General features: G+C 45.3%; 19 protein-coding genes. 8 read left to right on the forward strand and 11 right to left on the reverse strand.

What is annotated here, in order from left to right; all coding sequences use genetic code 11:
* Positions 1-123: 123 nt before the first annotated feature.
* The 9 genes from iscX to V3V99_14970 are packed head-to-tail and all read right to left on the reverse strand — an operon-like array spanning position 124 to position 5,915.
* Positions 124-327 carry a Fe-S cluster assembly protein IscX gene (gene iscX / locus V3V99_14930; protein ID MEE9443956.1) on the reverse strand — a complete coding sequence of 68 codons (204 nt, stop codon included), beginning with the start codon at positions 325-327 and terminating at the stop codon, positions 124-126.
* A 17-nt stretch (positions 328-344) separates the two neighbouring features.
* A complete protein-coding gene (locus V3V99_14935; protein ID MEE9443957.1) occupies positions 345-641 on the reverse strand; it encodes a 2Fe-2S iron-sulfur cluster-binding protein in 297 nt (98 codons plus the stop codon).
* 13 nt (positions 642-654) lie between these two features.
* Positions 655-2,499 carry a molecular chaperone DnaK gene (dnaK, locus tag V3V99_14940; GenBank protein ID MEE9443958.1) on the reverse strand — a complete coding sequence of 615 codons (1,845 nt, stop codon included), beginning with the start codon at positions 2,497-2,499 and terminating at the stop codon, positions 655-657.
* Positions 2,496-3,161 (reverse strand): Fe-S protein assembly co-chaperone HscB, encoded by a 666-nt coding sequence (gene hscB / locus V3V99_14945; GenBank protein MEE9443959.1) that lies wholly within the window; start codon positions 3,159-3,161, stop codon positions 2,496-2,498. Before hscB ends, dnaK begins: the two co-directional genes overlap by 4 nt.
* Entirely contained in the window at positions 3,148-3,420 is a 273-nt protein-coding gene (locus V3V99_14950) for a DUF2480 family protein (protein ID MEE9443960.1), read from the reverse strand. The genes hscB and V3V99_14950 overlap by 14 nt, the downstream gene beginning before the upstream one ends.
* 11 nt (positions 3,421-3,431) lie before the next feature.
* Complete coding sequence (locus V3V99_14955) at positions 3,432-3,785, reverse strand: iron-sulfur cluster assembly accessory protein (GenBank protein ID MEE9443961.1); 354 nt, start codon at positions 3,783-3,785, stop codon at positions 3,432-3,434.
* Positions 3,785-4,216, reverse strand: coding sequence for a Fe-S cluster assembly scaffold IscU (gene iscU, locus V3V99_14960; GenBank protein MEE9443962.1), 432 nt, complete (start codon positions 4,214-4,216; stop codon positions 3,785-3,787). Before iscU ends, V3V99_14955 begins: the two co-directional genes overlap by 1 nt.
* 43 nt (positions 4,217-4,259) lie before the next feature.
* Positions 4,260-5,474, reverse strand: a complete 1,215-nt coding sequence (locus tag V3V99_14965; protein MEE9443963.1) for an IscS subfamily cysteine desulfurase — start codon at positions 5,472-5,474, stop codon at positions 4,260-4,262.
* A 24-nt stretch (positions 5,475-5,498) separates the two neighbouring features.
* Positions 5,499-5,915 carry an Rrf2 family transcriptional regulator gene (locus tag V3V99_14970; GenBank protein MEE9443964.1) on the reverse strand — a complete coding sequence of 139 codons (417 nt, stop codon included), beginning with the start codon at positions 5,913-5,915 and terminating at the stop codon, positions 5,499-5,501.
* A gap of 336 nt (positions 5,916-6,251) precedes the next feature.
* Here V3V99_14970 and V3V99_14975 point away from each other — a divergent pair, with 336 nt between their 5' ends.
* The 8 genes from V3V99_14975 (at position 6,252) to V3V99_15010 (ending at position 12,876) form a co-directional block, all read left to right on the forward strand.
* Positions 6,252-6,659 (forward strand): Rrf2 family transcriptional regulator, encoded by a 408-nt coding sequence (locus V3V99_14975; GenBank protein ID MEE9443965.1) that lies wholly within the window; start codon positions 6,252-6,254, stop codon positions 6,657-6,659.
* A 268-nt stretch (positions 6,660-6,927) separates the two neighbouring features.
* Positions 6,928-7,788 (forward strand): pyridoxal 5'-phosphate synthase lyase subunit PdxS, encoded by an 861-nt coding sequence (gene pdxS, locus V3V99_14980; protein MEE9443966.1) that lies wholly within the window; start codon positions 6,928-6,930, stop codon positions 7,786-7,788.
* Positions 7,785-8,375 (forward strand): pyridoxal 5'-phosphate synthase glutaminase subunit PdxT, encoded by a 591-nt coding sequence (pdxT, locus tag V3V99_14985; GenBank protein ID MEE9443967.1) that lies wholly within the window; start codon positions 7,785-7,787, stop codon positions 8,373-8,375. Before pdxS ends, pdxT begins: the two co-directional genes overlap by 4 nt.
* Before the next feature lie 30 nt (positions 8,376-8,405).
* Positions 8,406-9,350 carry a 4-hydroxy-3-methylbut-2-enyl diphosphate reductase gene (ispH, locus tag V3V99_14990; protein ID MEE9443968.1) on the forward strand — a complete coding sequence of 315 codons (945 nt, stop codon included), beginning with the start codon at positions 8,406-8,408 and terminating at the stop codon, positions 9,348-9,350.
* A gap of 29 nt (positions 9,351-9,379) precedes the next feature.
* Positions 9,380-9,685: a Rieske 2Fe-2S domain-containing protein gene (locus tag V3V99_14995; protein ID MEE9443969.1), complete on the forward strand. Its 306-nt coding sequence runs from the start codon at positions 9,380-9,382 to the stop codon at positions 9,683-9,685.
* A gap of 117 nt (positions 9,686-9,802) precedes the next feature.
* Positions 9,803-10,426, forward strand: coding sequence for an O-methyltransferase (locus V3V99_15000; protein ID MEE9443970.1), 624 nt, complete (start codon positions 9,803-9,805; stop codon positions 10,424-10,426).
* Positions 10,427-10,692: 266 nt separating this feature from the next.
* On the forward strand, positions 10,693-11,103 hold the full coding sequence (locus V3V99_15005; protein MEE9443971.1) for an ArsC/Spx/MgsR family protein: 411 nt from the start codon (positions 10,693-10,695) through the stop codon (positions 11,101-11,103).
* A 111-nt stretch (positions 11,104-11,214) separates the two neighbouring features.
* Positions 11,215-12,876, forward strand: coding sequence for an electron transfer flavoprotein-ubiquinone oxidoreductase (locus V3V99_15010; GenBank protein ID MEE9443972.1), 1,662 nt, complete (start codon positions 11,215-11,217; stop codon positions 12,874-12,876).
* Between the two features lie 60 nt (positions 12,877-12,936).
* Here the strand turns inward: V3V99_15010 and speE are convergent, their stop codons facing one another.
* Both speE and V3V99_15020 read right to left on the reverse strand, forming a co-directional pair.
* Positions 12,937-13,830: a polyamine aminopropyltransferase gene (gene speE / locus V3V99_15015; protein ID MEE9443973.1), complete on the reverse strand. Its 894-nt coding sequence runs from the start codon at positions 13,828-13,830 to the stop codon at positions 12,937-12,939.
* A 17-nt stretch (positions 13,831-13,847) separates the two neighbouring features.
* On the reverse strand, positions 13,848-15,005 hold the full coding sequence (locus tag V3V99_15020; protein ID MEE9443974.1) for a type III PLP-dependent enzyme: 1,158 nt from the start codon (positions 15,003-15,005) through the stop codon (positions 13,848-13,850).
* Positions 15,006-15,020: the final 15 nt, after the last annotated feature.

The raw sequence follows: 15,020 nt of genomic DNA on the forward strand, positions 1-15,020 counted from the left end.
CGAAACATTAACAATCGGGGGCAGATGTCGAGAGGCTGTCCCCCACATATACAAAAAGCCCCGTCTTGCGTAACGGGGCTTTTTGGGAGTGGGAGGTAAGAGTATAGCAACAGCAAACGGAAGCTACTTTCCGTCCTGGTATTCCTCGAGCCAGGCCATCTGAATAGCTTCCAGTTTTCTTTCATCGGACGCCCGCGGATTATCGTCAAATCCGGAAAGCTCAGTCACCATCTTATGTAAATCGGTGAAGCGCACATCCAGTGGATTCAAATCCGGAAACGTCTCGTATAATTCGTACCCTATATCTTCAGCATCTCTCCAGGTCATTTTTATATTCCCTTTATTTACAATTGCGGTCGGGGCGGAATCGCGATTTTGACATTGCCCTGCACGCGTGACTGGCAGGCCAAACGTGATTCCAGTTTGAGACCTTCGGCAGTATCGAGCATGTCTTCCTCTTCTTCCGAGATTTCCGACAGGTTGTCCATGCCTTCGATGATATAGACGTGACAAGTGCTGCAGGCGCAATTCCCGCCGCAGTTGTGGTCCAGTTCGATATCGTTATCGAGAGCGATATCGAGGAGACTCTCGCCGGAGTCGGCTACGATCTCCTTGTTATCGATAATTACTTTTGGCATCATGTATAATCTACCTTTATGTTGCCAGTTTTTTGGCGTCACCTACGGTTTTATCTTTGAGTAGGCCTCCGATTGATTGATTCATTATTCGGGCGGCCAAATCCGAGGTGGCGTCGTTTAAATCATCGAGTTTTTCTCGCAGGATGGATGAATTTGTACCCTGCATAGCTTCTTTTAATTCGTCAATAGTATCGAGAATTTCTTCCCTTTCGTCAGTTGTAACGTCAGATACGATTGCCAGGGCTTTTTCGGCGGCTTTGATTACGGTTTGGGATTCCTGAGTCAGCTCTGTAAACAATCTTTTCTCGATATCGTCCCGGGCATTTTCGAATGATGCTTTGACCATGCGATTAACTTCCTCACGGCTCAGGCCGTATGACGGTTCAACGGTAATTTCATGTTTTTCGCCGGTTTTTTTATTACTGGCCGCGACATGTAAAATTCCGTCGGCGTCGAGGGTAAACGAAACCAGTATGCGAGGGAATCCGGCCTTTTGCGGTTCGATGCCTTTGAGGTCAAATCTGCCCAGAGGCCTGTTGTCGGCGACCATTTCCCGCTCGCCCTGATAGACGTTAATCGCTACCGCGGTTTGACCATCGACGTAAGTTGTAAAGACCTCGGTCGCGACGGCGGGGACTTTGCCATTGCGGGGGATTAACACATTCATGACGCCCCCCATGGTCTCGATTCCAAGCGAGAGAGGCGTGACGTCGAGCAGGAGCAAGTCGTTGCGGCCGCCGGTTAAGATATCGGCCTGAATCGCCGCGCCGAGAGCAACGGCCGTATCCGGGCTGAGATCGCTGTGGGGAATTTTGTTGAAGAATTTTTCGATTTCATTCCTGATAAGCGGTATTCGGGTTGAACCGCCAACTAAAATAACTTCATCTATATCTGAGGTTGTCAATCCGGCGTCGGTTAAGGCCTGCCCACAGAGGCTTAATGTTTTATCCAGATATAGTTTTATTTTTTCCTCAAATTTGCGGCGCGATAGTGAAGTTTTGAATCGTTGATTTTCGAATAACAGCGCTATACGGAAATTTTCGGCATTAGATAATGCTTTCTTGGCGTTTTCAGCTTCTCTTTTTAATACGGCGCGGATATAAGGATCATCCATATCCATATGATAGTTAACCGCCTCTGCGTCGGCTTTGATAAGTTCTATCAATACGTTATCAAAATCATCTCCGCCCAGGTTGGTATCTCCGGCAGTCGCCAAGACTTCGAAAATCCCATTTTCGACGTTGAGGATTGAGATATCAAAAGTTCCGCCTCCGAGGTCGTAAACGACCACTTGTCCTTTTTTTAGTTTATTCATGCCATAAGCGAGGGCGGCGGCGGTCGGTTCATTGATTATACGCATAACTTCGAGCCCGGCAATCTTTCCGGCGTCGCGTGTCGCCTGACGCTGGGCATCATCGAAGTATGCCGGGACGGTGATGACCGCTTTGGTTACTTCATGACCGAGATTGTCCTCGGCTTGCTTTTTTAGCTCTCGCAATATTGAAGCGGATAATTCAACCGGAGAGTAAACTCTACCTGCGACTTTAACCGAAGCCAATCCTCGCAGGTCGGCGCAGACTTCAAACGGCAGTTTATCCAGGTCATCTTCAATATCAGAGGCGGCCTTTCCCATTAATCGTTTAATGGAATAAACCGTTCGCTCGGGATTTTCGGCCAGAGCATCGTAAGCGGGTATGCCAATAATTAATATGTCGTTCTCAATGTTGATGACCGAGGGAACAATGTCTCCATGCTCTCCCGAAAGAATCTCGGGTTGACCGTCGCGAACGATTGAGACGAGTGAATTGGTCGTGCCCAGGTCAATTCCGATGGCGGCTGCTTGTTTTTCCTTTGATGTCATTTGCGATTCTCCATATGATTCAATGCCGCTTCGATGCGCCCGATAATCGTTCTGAGATATTTGATATTGTTCAGCGAAGATTCAATTTGATCGGCGACTTTAGTTTCGTTTTGCAGGAGCCGGTCGAAAAGCGGATGAAGCGATTGAACGAGCTTATTTTTTAACTCCCGAAAGCGTTTCAATGTTTCCATCAATTGACTTCTTTGGTTTTCATTAAGGCTTTCACCCAGAAGAATCTCGCCAATCTCGAGAATCTCATCAAGTAATTCCCGTGGAGGAGTCGGGTTGCCGGGTGTGTTACCGACCATAATCGAAAGAAGGTAGTCGGCTCTTTTAATCGGATCCATTAGGACTTTGAGAGCCGTATTCAGATAAGCGGTGTTATCGCGGGCAATGGACTTTTCCGCTTCAGACCGGATTGAATAAAAATCGGGATGGAATTGCCGGGAAAGATCGTAAAATCGTTTTTTCAAAAGCTCTTCATTGATAGAATACGATTTCTCAAGATTGAAAAGCCTGAAATAATCGCTAAGATCATCGACACACTGGATTTTTACGCAATGTTTGCAAAACGGTCCCGGGCCGACTTCTTCTTTGCATGACCAGCAAAGATGATGCACATCATCAATCGGTATGGATGAAATGTTTTCAGGAGTTGACATGCCGAGTCTCCCCACGCCGCTGCCTAAAAACCGGGATTGATGAATGTTCATTGCCGTACTTGATGATTTTGGCTATTTCCGCAAGGCGGGACGCTACCGCCATAAACGCCCAAGGGGGAATGGCGGTCGTGCCGCAGCCTTTGACGAGAACTCGCTCATCGCGATACGATTCCCAGTCGAATTTTTCGAGCCGATCAAAGAAACCGCTTTCGGTTATGATGCCGCTATCTAAAAATTGCGTCATTTCCAGTATTTTCATTTTCGCCCCCGTTAAACCGAAAAAGATGTTCCGCAACTACAACCCCGAAGGGATTTGGGATTTTCAAACTGGAAGCCGCCCGTCAAAAGTTCATTTGAAAAATCAATTGTCGTGCCGCCCATGTAAATTAACGATTTTTGATCAATAACAATTTTGAGGCCATTGATTTCAATGACGCGGTCATACTGATTGATTTTATCATCAAACGACATGGCATAGCTCAGGCCGCTGCATCCTCCGCCCTGAACGCCGACGCGCAACATCAAGCTATCTTCTTTTTGTTTGGAGATAAGTCTTTTAACTTCGGCAATAGCCGCGGGAGTTATCTGAATAGTATCCTGCATTTCGGTATTAATCTCTGACATTATGCCGCCCTTTCATCCTGCAAGCTCTTTTCCGTTTCTTCTTTATTCCCTTTCTCAGTTTTCTCCATATAGTCGGTTAAGGCCGCTTTAAGAGCGTCTTCGGCCAGAACCGAGCAATGGATTTTGACCGGGGGAAGAGATAGTTCGTTGACGATATCGGTGTTTTTTATTTTCATAGCTTCATTAACTGATTTTCCCTTGACCCATTCAGTCGCCAGGGATGATGAAGCGATTGCCGAACCGCAGCCAAAGGTTTTAAATTTGGCGTCTTCAATGATGTTATCTTCATTAATCTTTAACTGCAATTTCATGACGTCACCGCATTCGGGAGCACCGACGATGCCGGTTCCGACCCGGGAGTCGTTTTTATCAAGAGATCCCATATTGCGGGGATTCTTGAAGTGGTCGATTACTTTTTCAGAGTAAGCCATTTTTATAACCTCCGGATTATATATCCAAAAATATTTGTTTTTCTTAATGTTCCGTCCATGCGACCGATTTCAGATCGATACCTTCTTTGGCCATTTCATAAAGCGGAGACATCTCCCGCAGTCGCGTGACGGCCTGCACAATTTTTTGACCGACATATTCGACTTCTTCCTCAGTCGTGGAACGACCCAGGCCGAAACGGATGGAGCTATGGGCCAGTTCATCATCGACTCCGAGGGCCATTAATACATGGGACGGGTCAAGCGTCGCTGATGTACAGGCCGAACCGGATGACAAAGCGACGTCATTCATTTCCATGAGAAGCGATTCGCCTTCGACATAGGCGAAAGAAATATTCAAGTTGCCGGGGAGACGCTTTTCGGGGTGACCATTGAGATAGACTTCATCAAGCCGGTTCATGATGATATGCTTTAATTTTTCTCTAAGGCCGGTCAGGCGTTTGGCTTCACGCTCCATTTCATCAACGGCCAATTCGACCGCTTTGCCAAAGCCGATAATTCCCGGAACGTTGAGAGTACCCGAACGCAAACCGCGTTCGTGGCCGCCGCCGTCAACCAGCGCGACACAGCGGACACGGGGATTTTTACGGCGAACGTAGAGAACGCCTATGCCTTTGGGACCATATATTTTGTGAGCCGAGACCGACATTAAATCAATCTTCATGACGTTGACGTCGAGGGGAATTTTCCCGAGGGCCTGGGTGGCGTCGGTATGGAAAAAGACATTATGCTCGCGGGCGATAGCGCCAATTTCCTCGACCGGCTGGATGACGCCGATCTCATTATTGACGGCCATAATTGAAATCAGTATTGTTTTTTCGGTTATGGCATTTCTCAAGTCGTCTAAGTTTATGATGCCGTCTTTGTCAACCGGCAAATAAGTGACTTTTATTCCCTGGCGTTCCAGGCGAGCGGCGGTATCAAGAATAGCCGGGTGCTCGGTTTTTGCCGTGATAATATGATTGCCCCGAGAGGCATACATTTCGGTAATTCCCTTGAGAACAATGTTGTTAGATTCAGTAGCGCCGCTGGTGAAGATTATCTCACGAGCAGCGGCTCCAATCGCATCAGCGATAGTCGCTCGAGCGCCTTCGACAGCCTTCTCCGCTTCCCAGCCAAACGAATGATTTCGGCTGGCCGCGTTTCCGAATTTTTCGGAAAAATAAGGCAACATGGCATCTACGACACGTTTATCGGTAGGCGTCGTCGCCTGATAATCCATATAGACAGGAGTTTTCATATCCTCAATCCTCCGATAATATTTTCAAACTTCATGGTGCTCCATCGTAAAATCAGACAGAGTGGTTTTTCTTAGAATACCTTCCATTTGGTCATTGACGCGTTCCATTGGGCGACGAATCCGGCAGATGGGGAACCTACCGCAAATTTCTTCATTTGGAACGCATTCAATCAGGGTCGGTTTTTTTTCAAGAGCATTTATAATGTCTGCCAGAGAAACATCGTCGGCGTTTCGAGCCAATCGAAAACCTCCCGATACTCCCGTGTAAGAGACCGCCAATCCGGCCTTTACCAATTCCGACAAGATTTTCGCAAGGAGCTCTTTGGGGAGGACCAGATTATTGGCCATTTCGGTGACGTTAGTAACCTGATCGTCATCAAGCGTAGATAAGTAGGTCAGGGCGCTCAACCCGTATTCAGTCCTTTTTGATAGCGAAAACATGATCCTTAATTCCGACCTATTGGATCTCCGACTATTTTGGTCGGAGATGATTTCAAAAAAAGACCCATAATTACATGGGTGTATATAGTCCACAATAATCTATACGTTATATTGAGTAATGCTATTTGTGGTAAAGAGTTCCCATAAGATGTACTAAACTGGAAAAAAATTACCCAGAATACCAAAAAAAATATGGAAAACTTGGTCGAGTTTTACTATTATTGCGTATTATGGTTGGAGAGTTTACCAGGCACGTTTGCTTTCCCTGTGTTATTTGATTGCTTTTGCGCAAACGGGGTTAATGAAAAGCAAACAAAAAAAAGGATTTGGGATTTTATGCAAATATCAAGAAAAGCGGATTATGCTTTGCGGGCGGTGGGATATTTATCGCAATTAAAAAAAGGTGATCTGGCATCGATTGGACGCATCGCCCAGGCGCGCAGAGTTCCCCGCGAATTTTTGGCCAAAATACTGAAAGAATTGACCCGATCCGGTATTCTTGTTTCATTTCAAGGCGTAACCGGCGGATACCGACTTGCCCGTTCGTCCAAGGAAATTTCGTTTTTAGAGGTTATTGAGGCGATGGAGGGCCCAGTACGGGTAAATCTGTGCGTGGATGATCGTCACCCCGAATGCACTAATGAAAAGGGCTGTGAAATTCGCCCGTTTTTTCTAAAGCAACAGGAACTGATTACTCGGGCTTTAAAGCGGCAAAATTTTGGCCATTTTGTGCCAAAGGCATAAATATGTGAATTTTATACTCTCAGAATTTTCAATTTCTTATTAGGGTTTGCCGTCTAAATGCTCATCTCAGTGCCTTAGTTTAATTTGAAAATTATTGCCAGGCGATTGATTAGATGCCCTTAACAGGGTTGCGTTTCGGTAATGCATTATATATCTTAATTGGCCTTCTTAAGGCGAAGTAAACGGCATAAATGCGAGATTATAAGGGGAGAGGATTTCATACAACTATTAATTTTTGGAGAGAGTTATGGATGAAAATAAAGATTTGATGACGGTTAAAGTCGGTCTGGCCGAAATGTTGCGTAACGGCGTTATCATGGACGTTACCAATGCTGAACAGGCCAGGATTGCCGAAGACAGCGGTGCCGTGGCGGTGATGGCTCTCGAACGGGTGCCTTCCGATATAAGGACTGAAGGCGGCGTAGCTCGCATGGCGGACCCTGAGATTATTGAAAAAATCAAATCGACGGTTAGCATACCCGTGATGGCCAAATGCCGAATTGGGCATTTTGCGGAAGCGCAGATTCTCGAGGCGCTGGAAGTTGATTTTATTGATGAGTCAGAAGTATTGACACCAGCTGATTATGAAAATCATATCGATAAGTTTCAGTTTCGTATTCCATTTGTTTGCGGTTGCCGAAATTTGTCCGAGGCCCTGCGGCGTTTCGCTGAAGGCGCGGCGATGATTCGCACTAAAGGCGAAGCCGGGACCGGAGATGTTTCCGAGGCAGTAAAACATTTGAGGCTGATTAATCGTCAGATCAAGGGATTAACGGTTGCGCGCGCCGACGCTCTGCCGACAATGGCCAAAGAGCTTGTGGCTCCATTGGATTTGGTAAAGTATGTGGCTGAGAACGGCCGTTTGCCAGTGCCCAATTTCGCGGCCGGAGGAATGGCTACTCCCGCCGACGCCTCGTTGTGTATGCAGCTCGGAGCAGAATCAGTTTTTGTCGGTTCGGGCATTTTTAAATCTGAAAATCCGGCGTTGATGGCCAAGGCAATCGTGATGGCTGTGGCGCATTTTGATAATCCCAAGGAACTGGCCAATATATCGCGCGGTTTGGGCAAGGGCATGAAAGGCCGAAGTGTTGCCTCCATCGATGAATCGGAACTGTTGCATACGCGATGACATCTAAACGTCCCGCAGTCGGTTTGCTGGCTCTCCAGGGCGATTATCAGAAGCACGAAGAAGTTCTGCGGCGTTTGGATGTATCTACAATTGAAGTCCATCGCGCCGAAGATTTTTCCAAAATTGACAGATTGATAATTCCCGGGGGCGAATCCACAACAATGCTCAACCTTCTCGTACGTTTTGATTTGGAGGATATTTTTATATCTTTTGCCAGAGAAAAGCCTGTCTGGGGTACCTGTGCCGGGATGATTCTTTTGGCGAAAAAAATCAACAACAGCGATCAAAAGGCTTTTGGCCTGATAGATATTGATATTGACCGCAACGGCTACGGTCGGCAATATTTTTCAACCGTAGCCGATTCTCAAATTTCACTTAACGGTCATTCCGAAGAACTCAATCTGGTTTTTATTCGTGCTCCCCGGGTGACTCATGTGGGAGATAAGACTCAAGTACTTATGGAGTGGAAGGGCGACCCGGTTTTACTATGTCAAAATAATATTCTGGTGTCATCGTTTCATCCCGAGTTGACCGGTTCGGTATTTTTGCATGATTATTTTATATCAAAATTCTGGCCCGATGCGTAAAAAGGTATTAAACAATCGAAAAGCGAGCATATGAAGAAAAACATCAAAAAGATAATACTGGCATCGCATTACGGCTTCTGCATGGGCGTAAAAAGGGCAATAAAGATCGCCGAGGAGACGGGAAATTCAAAATCGGGACCGGTCAATGTATTAAATGAGATTGTACATAATGACGCCGTCGTGGAAAAATTATCTCAAGAAGGCGTCGGGTTGGTGAGTTCGATTCAAAAAGCCTTGAAGGGCACGATAATAATATCCGCTCACGGACAGCCTCGCTCGACTTTTGAGGAAGCCGAAAAGCTCGGATTGAAAGTAGTTGACGCAACCTGTCCTCTCGTAATTCGGATTCATGATATCATTCAGGATTTAATAAAAAAAGACTATGATATTATCCATTTCGGCGATTTGAAGCATGATGAAACAAAAGGGGTTGTCGGTTATGCTCCTGAAGGAAGAGTCAGGGTCATGGGCGAAGTCGAGGATTTGCGGAATATTGATCTATCCCGAACCAAAGTCGCGTTGACTTCCCAGACAACGGCTCGAGTGGAGGATTTTGAGCAAATTGGCGCCGAAGTAAAAAAAATAATTCCTCAAATAGAAGTTTTTAACACGATCTGTAACGCGACGACTCAAAGGCAGGCGGCCGTTGTGGCGTTGGCCGGCAAGGTTGATGTTATTTTAGTAGTGGGTTCTTCTAGTTCGGCGAATTCGAAAAGACTTCGTTCCATATCGGAGGAGATTTGCGGTCGGGCCTATCTTATCAATTCGGCGCGATCATTAGAGCCCGAATGGTTGGATGGCGTTACCGATGTCGGATTAACCGCCGGAGCCTCAACGCCCGAATATCTTGTCGATGAAGTTATCTCATATCTGCAGGATTTATCGGGCGGAAAAGCGCAGGTAATCCGCACCCCCAAAAAGCGAAAGCGTCGGCGTCCGGATGAGCGGAAACGAATCTCTGAGGACAGAATATAATTGTCAATAAATCCGATAGCGAATAATTCATGAGTAAGTCGATCGAGTTGGGCCCCGCCGCGGAGATTTCCGTTAATGATTCAAAGATATATAATCTTGAGGCTATAGATGTGGCGGTTTATAATATTGACGGGAGATATTATGCTATTGGCGTTAATTGTCCTCATGCCGGAGTGGTAATAACAAAAGGATTCGTTGACGGAAGTATAATAATCTGTCCCGGTCACGGATATAAGTTTGATATTATAACCGGAAAATGTATGGATAATCCGGAACTCAGACTGGCAAAATTCAATTTGAAAGTTTCAGATGGAATTTTATTCGTAACGTTTTAAATTGTTGATTAAAAGTGATTATTAGACTATCGTAAGGCGATTCCGTTTAATTATTTTATCGGAATGCTTTAATTTTTTGCGCTACTGGGTACTATAGGAAATAAACAGGAGATAGATATGAAATTTGAGGCTATAGATTCGTATTTGCATAAAATCACTCCCCAGAGCGAGGAAATCCTGAAGGAGATGGAAGATTTCGCCGCGGAAAAGGGATTTCCGATTATTGGTCCTCTGGTGGGCAGATTTTTATGTCAAATGGCGATGGTGACGAAGGCAAAAAAAATACTTGAGTTGGGCTCAGGATTCGGATATTCGGCTTATTGGTTTTCGCTGGGTATGGGCGGGCGAGGCCATATTGTAATGACCGACGCCGATTCTTCCAATAAAGAGCGGGCTTTTCAATATTTCATACGCGGCGGACTTAGAACCTCAATAAGATTCCTGCCGGGAGATGCACTGGAATTAGTTGCTCCGTTGAGGGTAGGTTATGATATTGTACTTAATGATATCGACAAGGTAGAATATCCAGAGACTATTGATGTCGCTCACCGCCTATTACGTCCGGGGGGGTTATTTATCACCGATAATTTGCTATGGTCGGGCAAGGTTATGGATATGAGGGTGAAAGACCCGGACACCAGAGGAATTCGCAAATTTACGAAAATGCTGTATTCGGATGACCGATTTCTAACCTCTCTGCTCCCCGTAAGAGACGGTATTTCTGTAGCAGTCAAGCGATAATATTCTGGTTTTAGTTGAAACAAATTTGGTAAAAATCACGTTTTTAGGATTAAACAATATCGGCGTTACTTACGTCTTTAGATATTCAAATTCAAACTGCTTTTGGTGGAGTAAAGTTTTTATACAAAATGGTCGATGTTTTTTATATAGAGGGGTGTTTGATCATAAAAAAAACTTGCTCATAGCATTAAAAACAATATATTGTTGAGCTTAATTAGGTCTTTTACTGGAAATTTCAAAAAAATCACCTGCTTACCGGAGGAATAATGTTAAAACGAGCGCAAATGTATTGTAAAAAATCCAATTCTTCGTGTGAGGAGGCAATTTCATTTCTTGAGGAAAATGGTGTTATTGTATCAGTCCGGGACATGGATAAGAATCCTTTGACTCGGAGAGAATTGCACAGGATATTGGGATATCAAAACCCCAAGTATTACCTTGATATGACATCACCGATTTACAGCAAGAAAAAACTGGATATCAAATTGCCGCCTCGCGAAGAATTATTGGAAATGATTGTTGAACATCCTGAACTTTTGCGTCAGCCAATAATTCAGTCGGGACGATTGATGACGATAGGCGTCGGAAAAAAACAATTGGCAGAAATGTTTCAAATATCCACGTCAGATAACGGTTCCGGGAAAAATAAGAAGACACATGGAGTAAGAAATAAATAGGTATCTTTCGGCCGATTTTTGTCCGCTTTCAGAATACCAATCAACAATTCGTTAATTCTTTACATTAATCTGGGATTGCGCTATATTCCGTCCGAAATAAGGGAGAAGGATATGGATATAGAGCGCGATATTCTTGAAGTTGATGTGTTAATTGTCGGCGCCGGTCCGGCCGGTCTGGCCTGCGCTTATCATTTGATGAAAAATCTCGAAGGGAAAGACGGCGAACCTCCTACCATACTGGTTGTAGAAAAAGGCAGCCATCCGGGAGCGCACAGCCTCTCGGGTGCGGTAATGGATTCGTCCGGTATTTCCGCATTGATTCCTGATTTTTTGGAAAAAGAAATGCCGTATGAGGGGAAGGTTGAGAAAGATTCGCTGTTATATCTGAATAAGACCTCTCATTTCAAATTTCCCCTTACTCCTCCGGGAATGGGCAACGAAGGCAAGTATATCATTTCCTTAAATAAATTTGTCGGTTGGCTTGCCGAACAGACCGAGGCCCTGGGAGTTGAAATATATTCCGAAACAGCTGCTTATGATCTGATTGTGGAAAACGGCCAGACGGTTGGAATCCAGACCGTGGATATGGGATTGGATAAGGGGGGTCATAAGCGCTCCAATTTTGAACCGGGGACGATTATTAAGGCTAATATAACGGTATTGGCCGAAGGGACACACGGTTCGCTAACCAAACAAACCAGCGAAAAGCTGGCGATATTCAATGAGAGTATTAATCAATCTTATCTAACAGGGATCAAGGAAGTTTGGGAGATACCGGGCGGCCGACTTGACGATGGCGAAATTATTCATACGTTCGGTGAGCCTCTCGAGAATTATGAGTACGGCGGCGGATTCATTTATAAAATGTCCGATAAGCTGGCAACGATTGGTTTCGCGGTTGGACTGAATTCTCCCGACCCAACTAATGACCCCCATCGGATATTTCATGAGTTCAAGCTACACCCCTCGATTAAAAGAATTGTTGAAGGCGGTGTCATGCTCCATTACGGGGCCAAAACGATCCCCGAGGGGGGATATTACGCCATGCCCCGCCTGTACGACAATAATCTTTTAATAATCGGCGACAGCGCCGGATTTTTGAATTCGCAGCGTTTGAAAGGGATACACCTGGCGATTCAATCAGGCATAATGGCGGCCGATACAATCGCCGAGGCAATTGAGAAAAATGATTTTTCCTCGGCGACCCTGAAGAATATGCAGATCCGTTTTGAAAAAAGCTCGGCTCGCGATGAGCTTTATAAAGTACGCAACTATCACCAGGGTTTTGAGGGCGGTCTGTATAGCGGAATGATAAATTTCGGTTTTCAATTTCTAACCGGTGGGCGGGGTTTATTCGATCGGCGGGAGACCAAACCGGATCATACTCACATGATGAAATTTGAGAGATTTTTCCGTGGCGGACGGAAACCGAAAGAGCCGATGAAATTTGATAATCAATATATATATGATAAATTGACCGATGTTTATAAAAGCGGAACCAAGCATGAAGAGGAGCAGCCTTCGCATCTGGTCATCGCTGATTTTGATATCTGCAATAATCAATGTGTTGAGGAATTCGGGAACCCCTGCCAGTATTTCTGCCCGGCCCAGGTTTATGAGATGGTTGATAACGACGATGGTTCCGGTAAACATCTTCAGTTGACGCCTTCAAACTGCGTTCACTGCAAAACCTGCGACATCGCTGATCCTTATCAGATTATTACCTGGGTTGTACCCGAAGGCGGGGGCGGCCCCAATTACGAAAATTGCTAAAATTGCCTCAATAAAAAAGCCCGGTTCGCCCGGGCTTTTTTTATGCTTGGTCGAATCTTTTTATTCAATCAATTTTTTTACATATTTCGGTAACGCAAACGATCCGAAATGGACGTCTTTGTTATAATAGTCGCATTCGGACAAATCTGTCTCTTTATAGCGTTTTTCGTCGAAATCACCAAGGGGATGATATTTTTTGGAGCAGAAAGCGAATGACCAGAAAGTTGATGGATAAATCGGCATATAGCAAGTGTACATGCGGACTATGGGAAATATTTCCTTAAGGTTGGCATACATTGCCGATACCGTGCGAGGATTATAAAGCGGCGATTCCGATTGAGCGACCATAATACCATCATCGTTGAGTCTGTCATAAACCGCCGAGTGAAATTCCTTTCGGAACAAGTCCGCTGCCGGGCCGACCGGATCGGACAGGTCGAGAATTATTAAATCGAATTTTTCATCGGTAGTTTCAATAAATTTTTTGCCGTCTTCAATTAGAATGCGGCAACGAGGGTCGGAAAAGCCATTGGCCAGTTTTGGAAAATATTTTTTGGAGATTTCAATAACTTTTTCGTCGATTTCACAAATTGTACTGCGTTTTACTTCATCGTGCAACAGAACATTGGTCGTGCTTCCGCCGTCGCCTCCGCCGATTATCAGAACTTCTTTTGGAGATGGATGCGCAAACAGGGGGACATGGGCGATCATTTCATTGTAAGCGCCGGTGTCGCCGTCGGCAACCATGAGCGAACCGTAGAGAACGAGCGCCCTTCCGAATTCGGCGGTGTCGAGAACATCAATGCGCTGGAAGTCGGATTCCAATGATTCCAAAACTCGGTCAACTTTGATAGTGATTCCGGATTTATTCTGATGCAATTCAGTGTACCAAACGTTCCAGAGTTCGTCCATAGATTCTTCATGTATATATTCTTTATCGGGCTCCACTGACATAATACTCCATTTTTAAATTACCAATCTACCGTGACGATGCGAGCGTGCTTAAGGCCGTTGAAATCTGTCGCCGAAACACTGCAATACGCTCCCATGGCCGGAAACATCAAAATATCTCCGAGTTCAAGAGGAGGTAAGAGGCAATTTTCGTATACAACATCAAATGAATCGCAGGTGGGTCCGGCCAGAACCGCTTTTTCCCATTTGGTATTCCGATTGGTTACGATTTGATAAGAACAATGGTCATATAATCTGCCGGAAAATGAACCGTACAGACCATCATCTATATAATACCATTTTTTGCCGTCTCGAACAGTCTTACCAATCACTGAAGTGAAAAGAGTCACGGAGTCACCGCAGATAAATCGGCCAGGTTCGCAAATAACTTTTATATAAGGATCGATGTATTCCTTCAGAGCCGCGATTATGGCTCGACCCATATCCTCAATTGAGGGAATATTGGCGGTATATTCAATCGGGAAACCGCCGCCGATATCGAGGATTTCGGAGTCGAATCCTTTGGCTCTCGCCATCCCAATTAATTTTCCGGCGGTTTTAATTGACTTTATATAAAGATCGGTTTCGGTGCATTGGGAGCCGACATGGAAACAAAATCCTCTGAAGGTTAATCCCAAATCTTTTATACGGTCGAGTATATCTGGTATATCTGATAATTCGGCGCCAAATTTATAAGACAGGTTGACGGCCGAAGCGCCCGTATCGGTTTTGAATCGGATCAGCACCCCGGCCCTGTCGCCATACTTTGAAAATTTTTCCAGTTCCAGGATGTTGTCGGCAGCAAAAGTTCTGACGCCGGTGTTTACGGCGGCGTCGAATTCAGGGATCATCTTTATTGGATTGGTGTGGATGGCGGAGTTTACCTGTCCACCGTTTTCGACGATTTTATCGAGTTCGCGGACGGATGAGATATCAAAATTACATTTTTCATCAATCAGGGTTCTCAGGATAGAATCATGATCGTTAGCCTTAACGGCATAATAAATTTCGATGTCAGGCAGGGAGTCGCGCAGGCGGTTAATATTATGGCGAATCCGACCGGTTCTAAGAACCATAAAGGGGGTATCTACCGACTTAAAAATCGGTCGAACACGGCGCAGGTCGATTCCGCGCAGATGCCTCGTTCCCGGTTTATTTCGAAGACTGATTGCTTTCATGGTAACGCCCCGGTC

The organism is Candidatus Zixiibacteriota bacterium, from assembly GCA_036480375.1.
Classification (GTDB): Bacteria; Zixibacteria; MSB-5A5; order GN15; family JAAZOE01; genus JAZGGI01.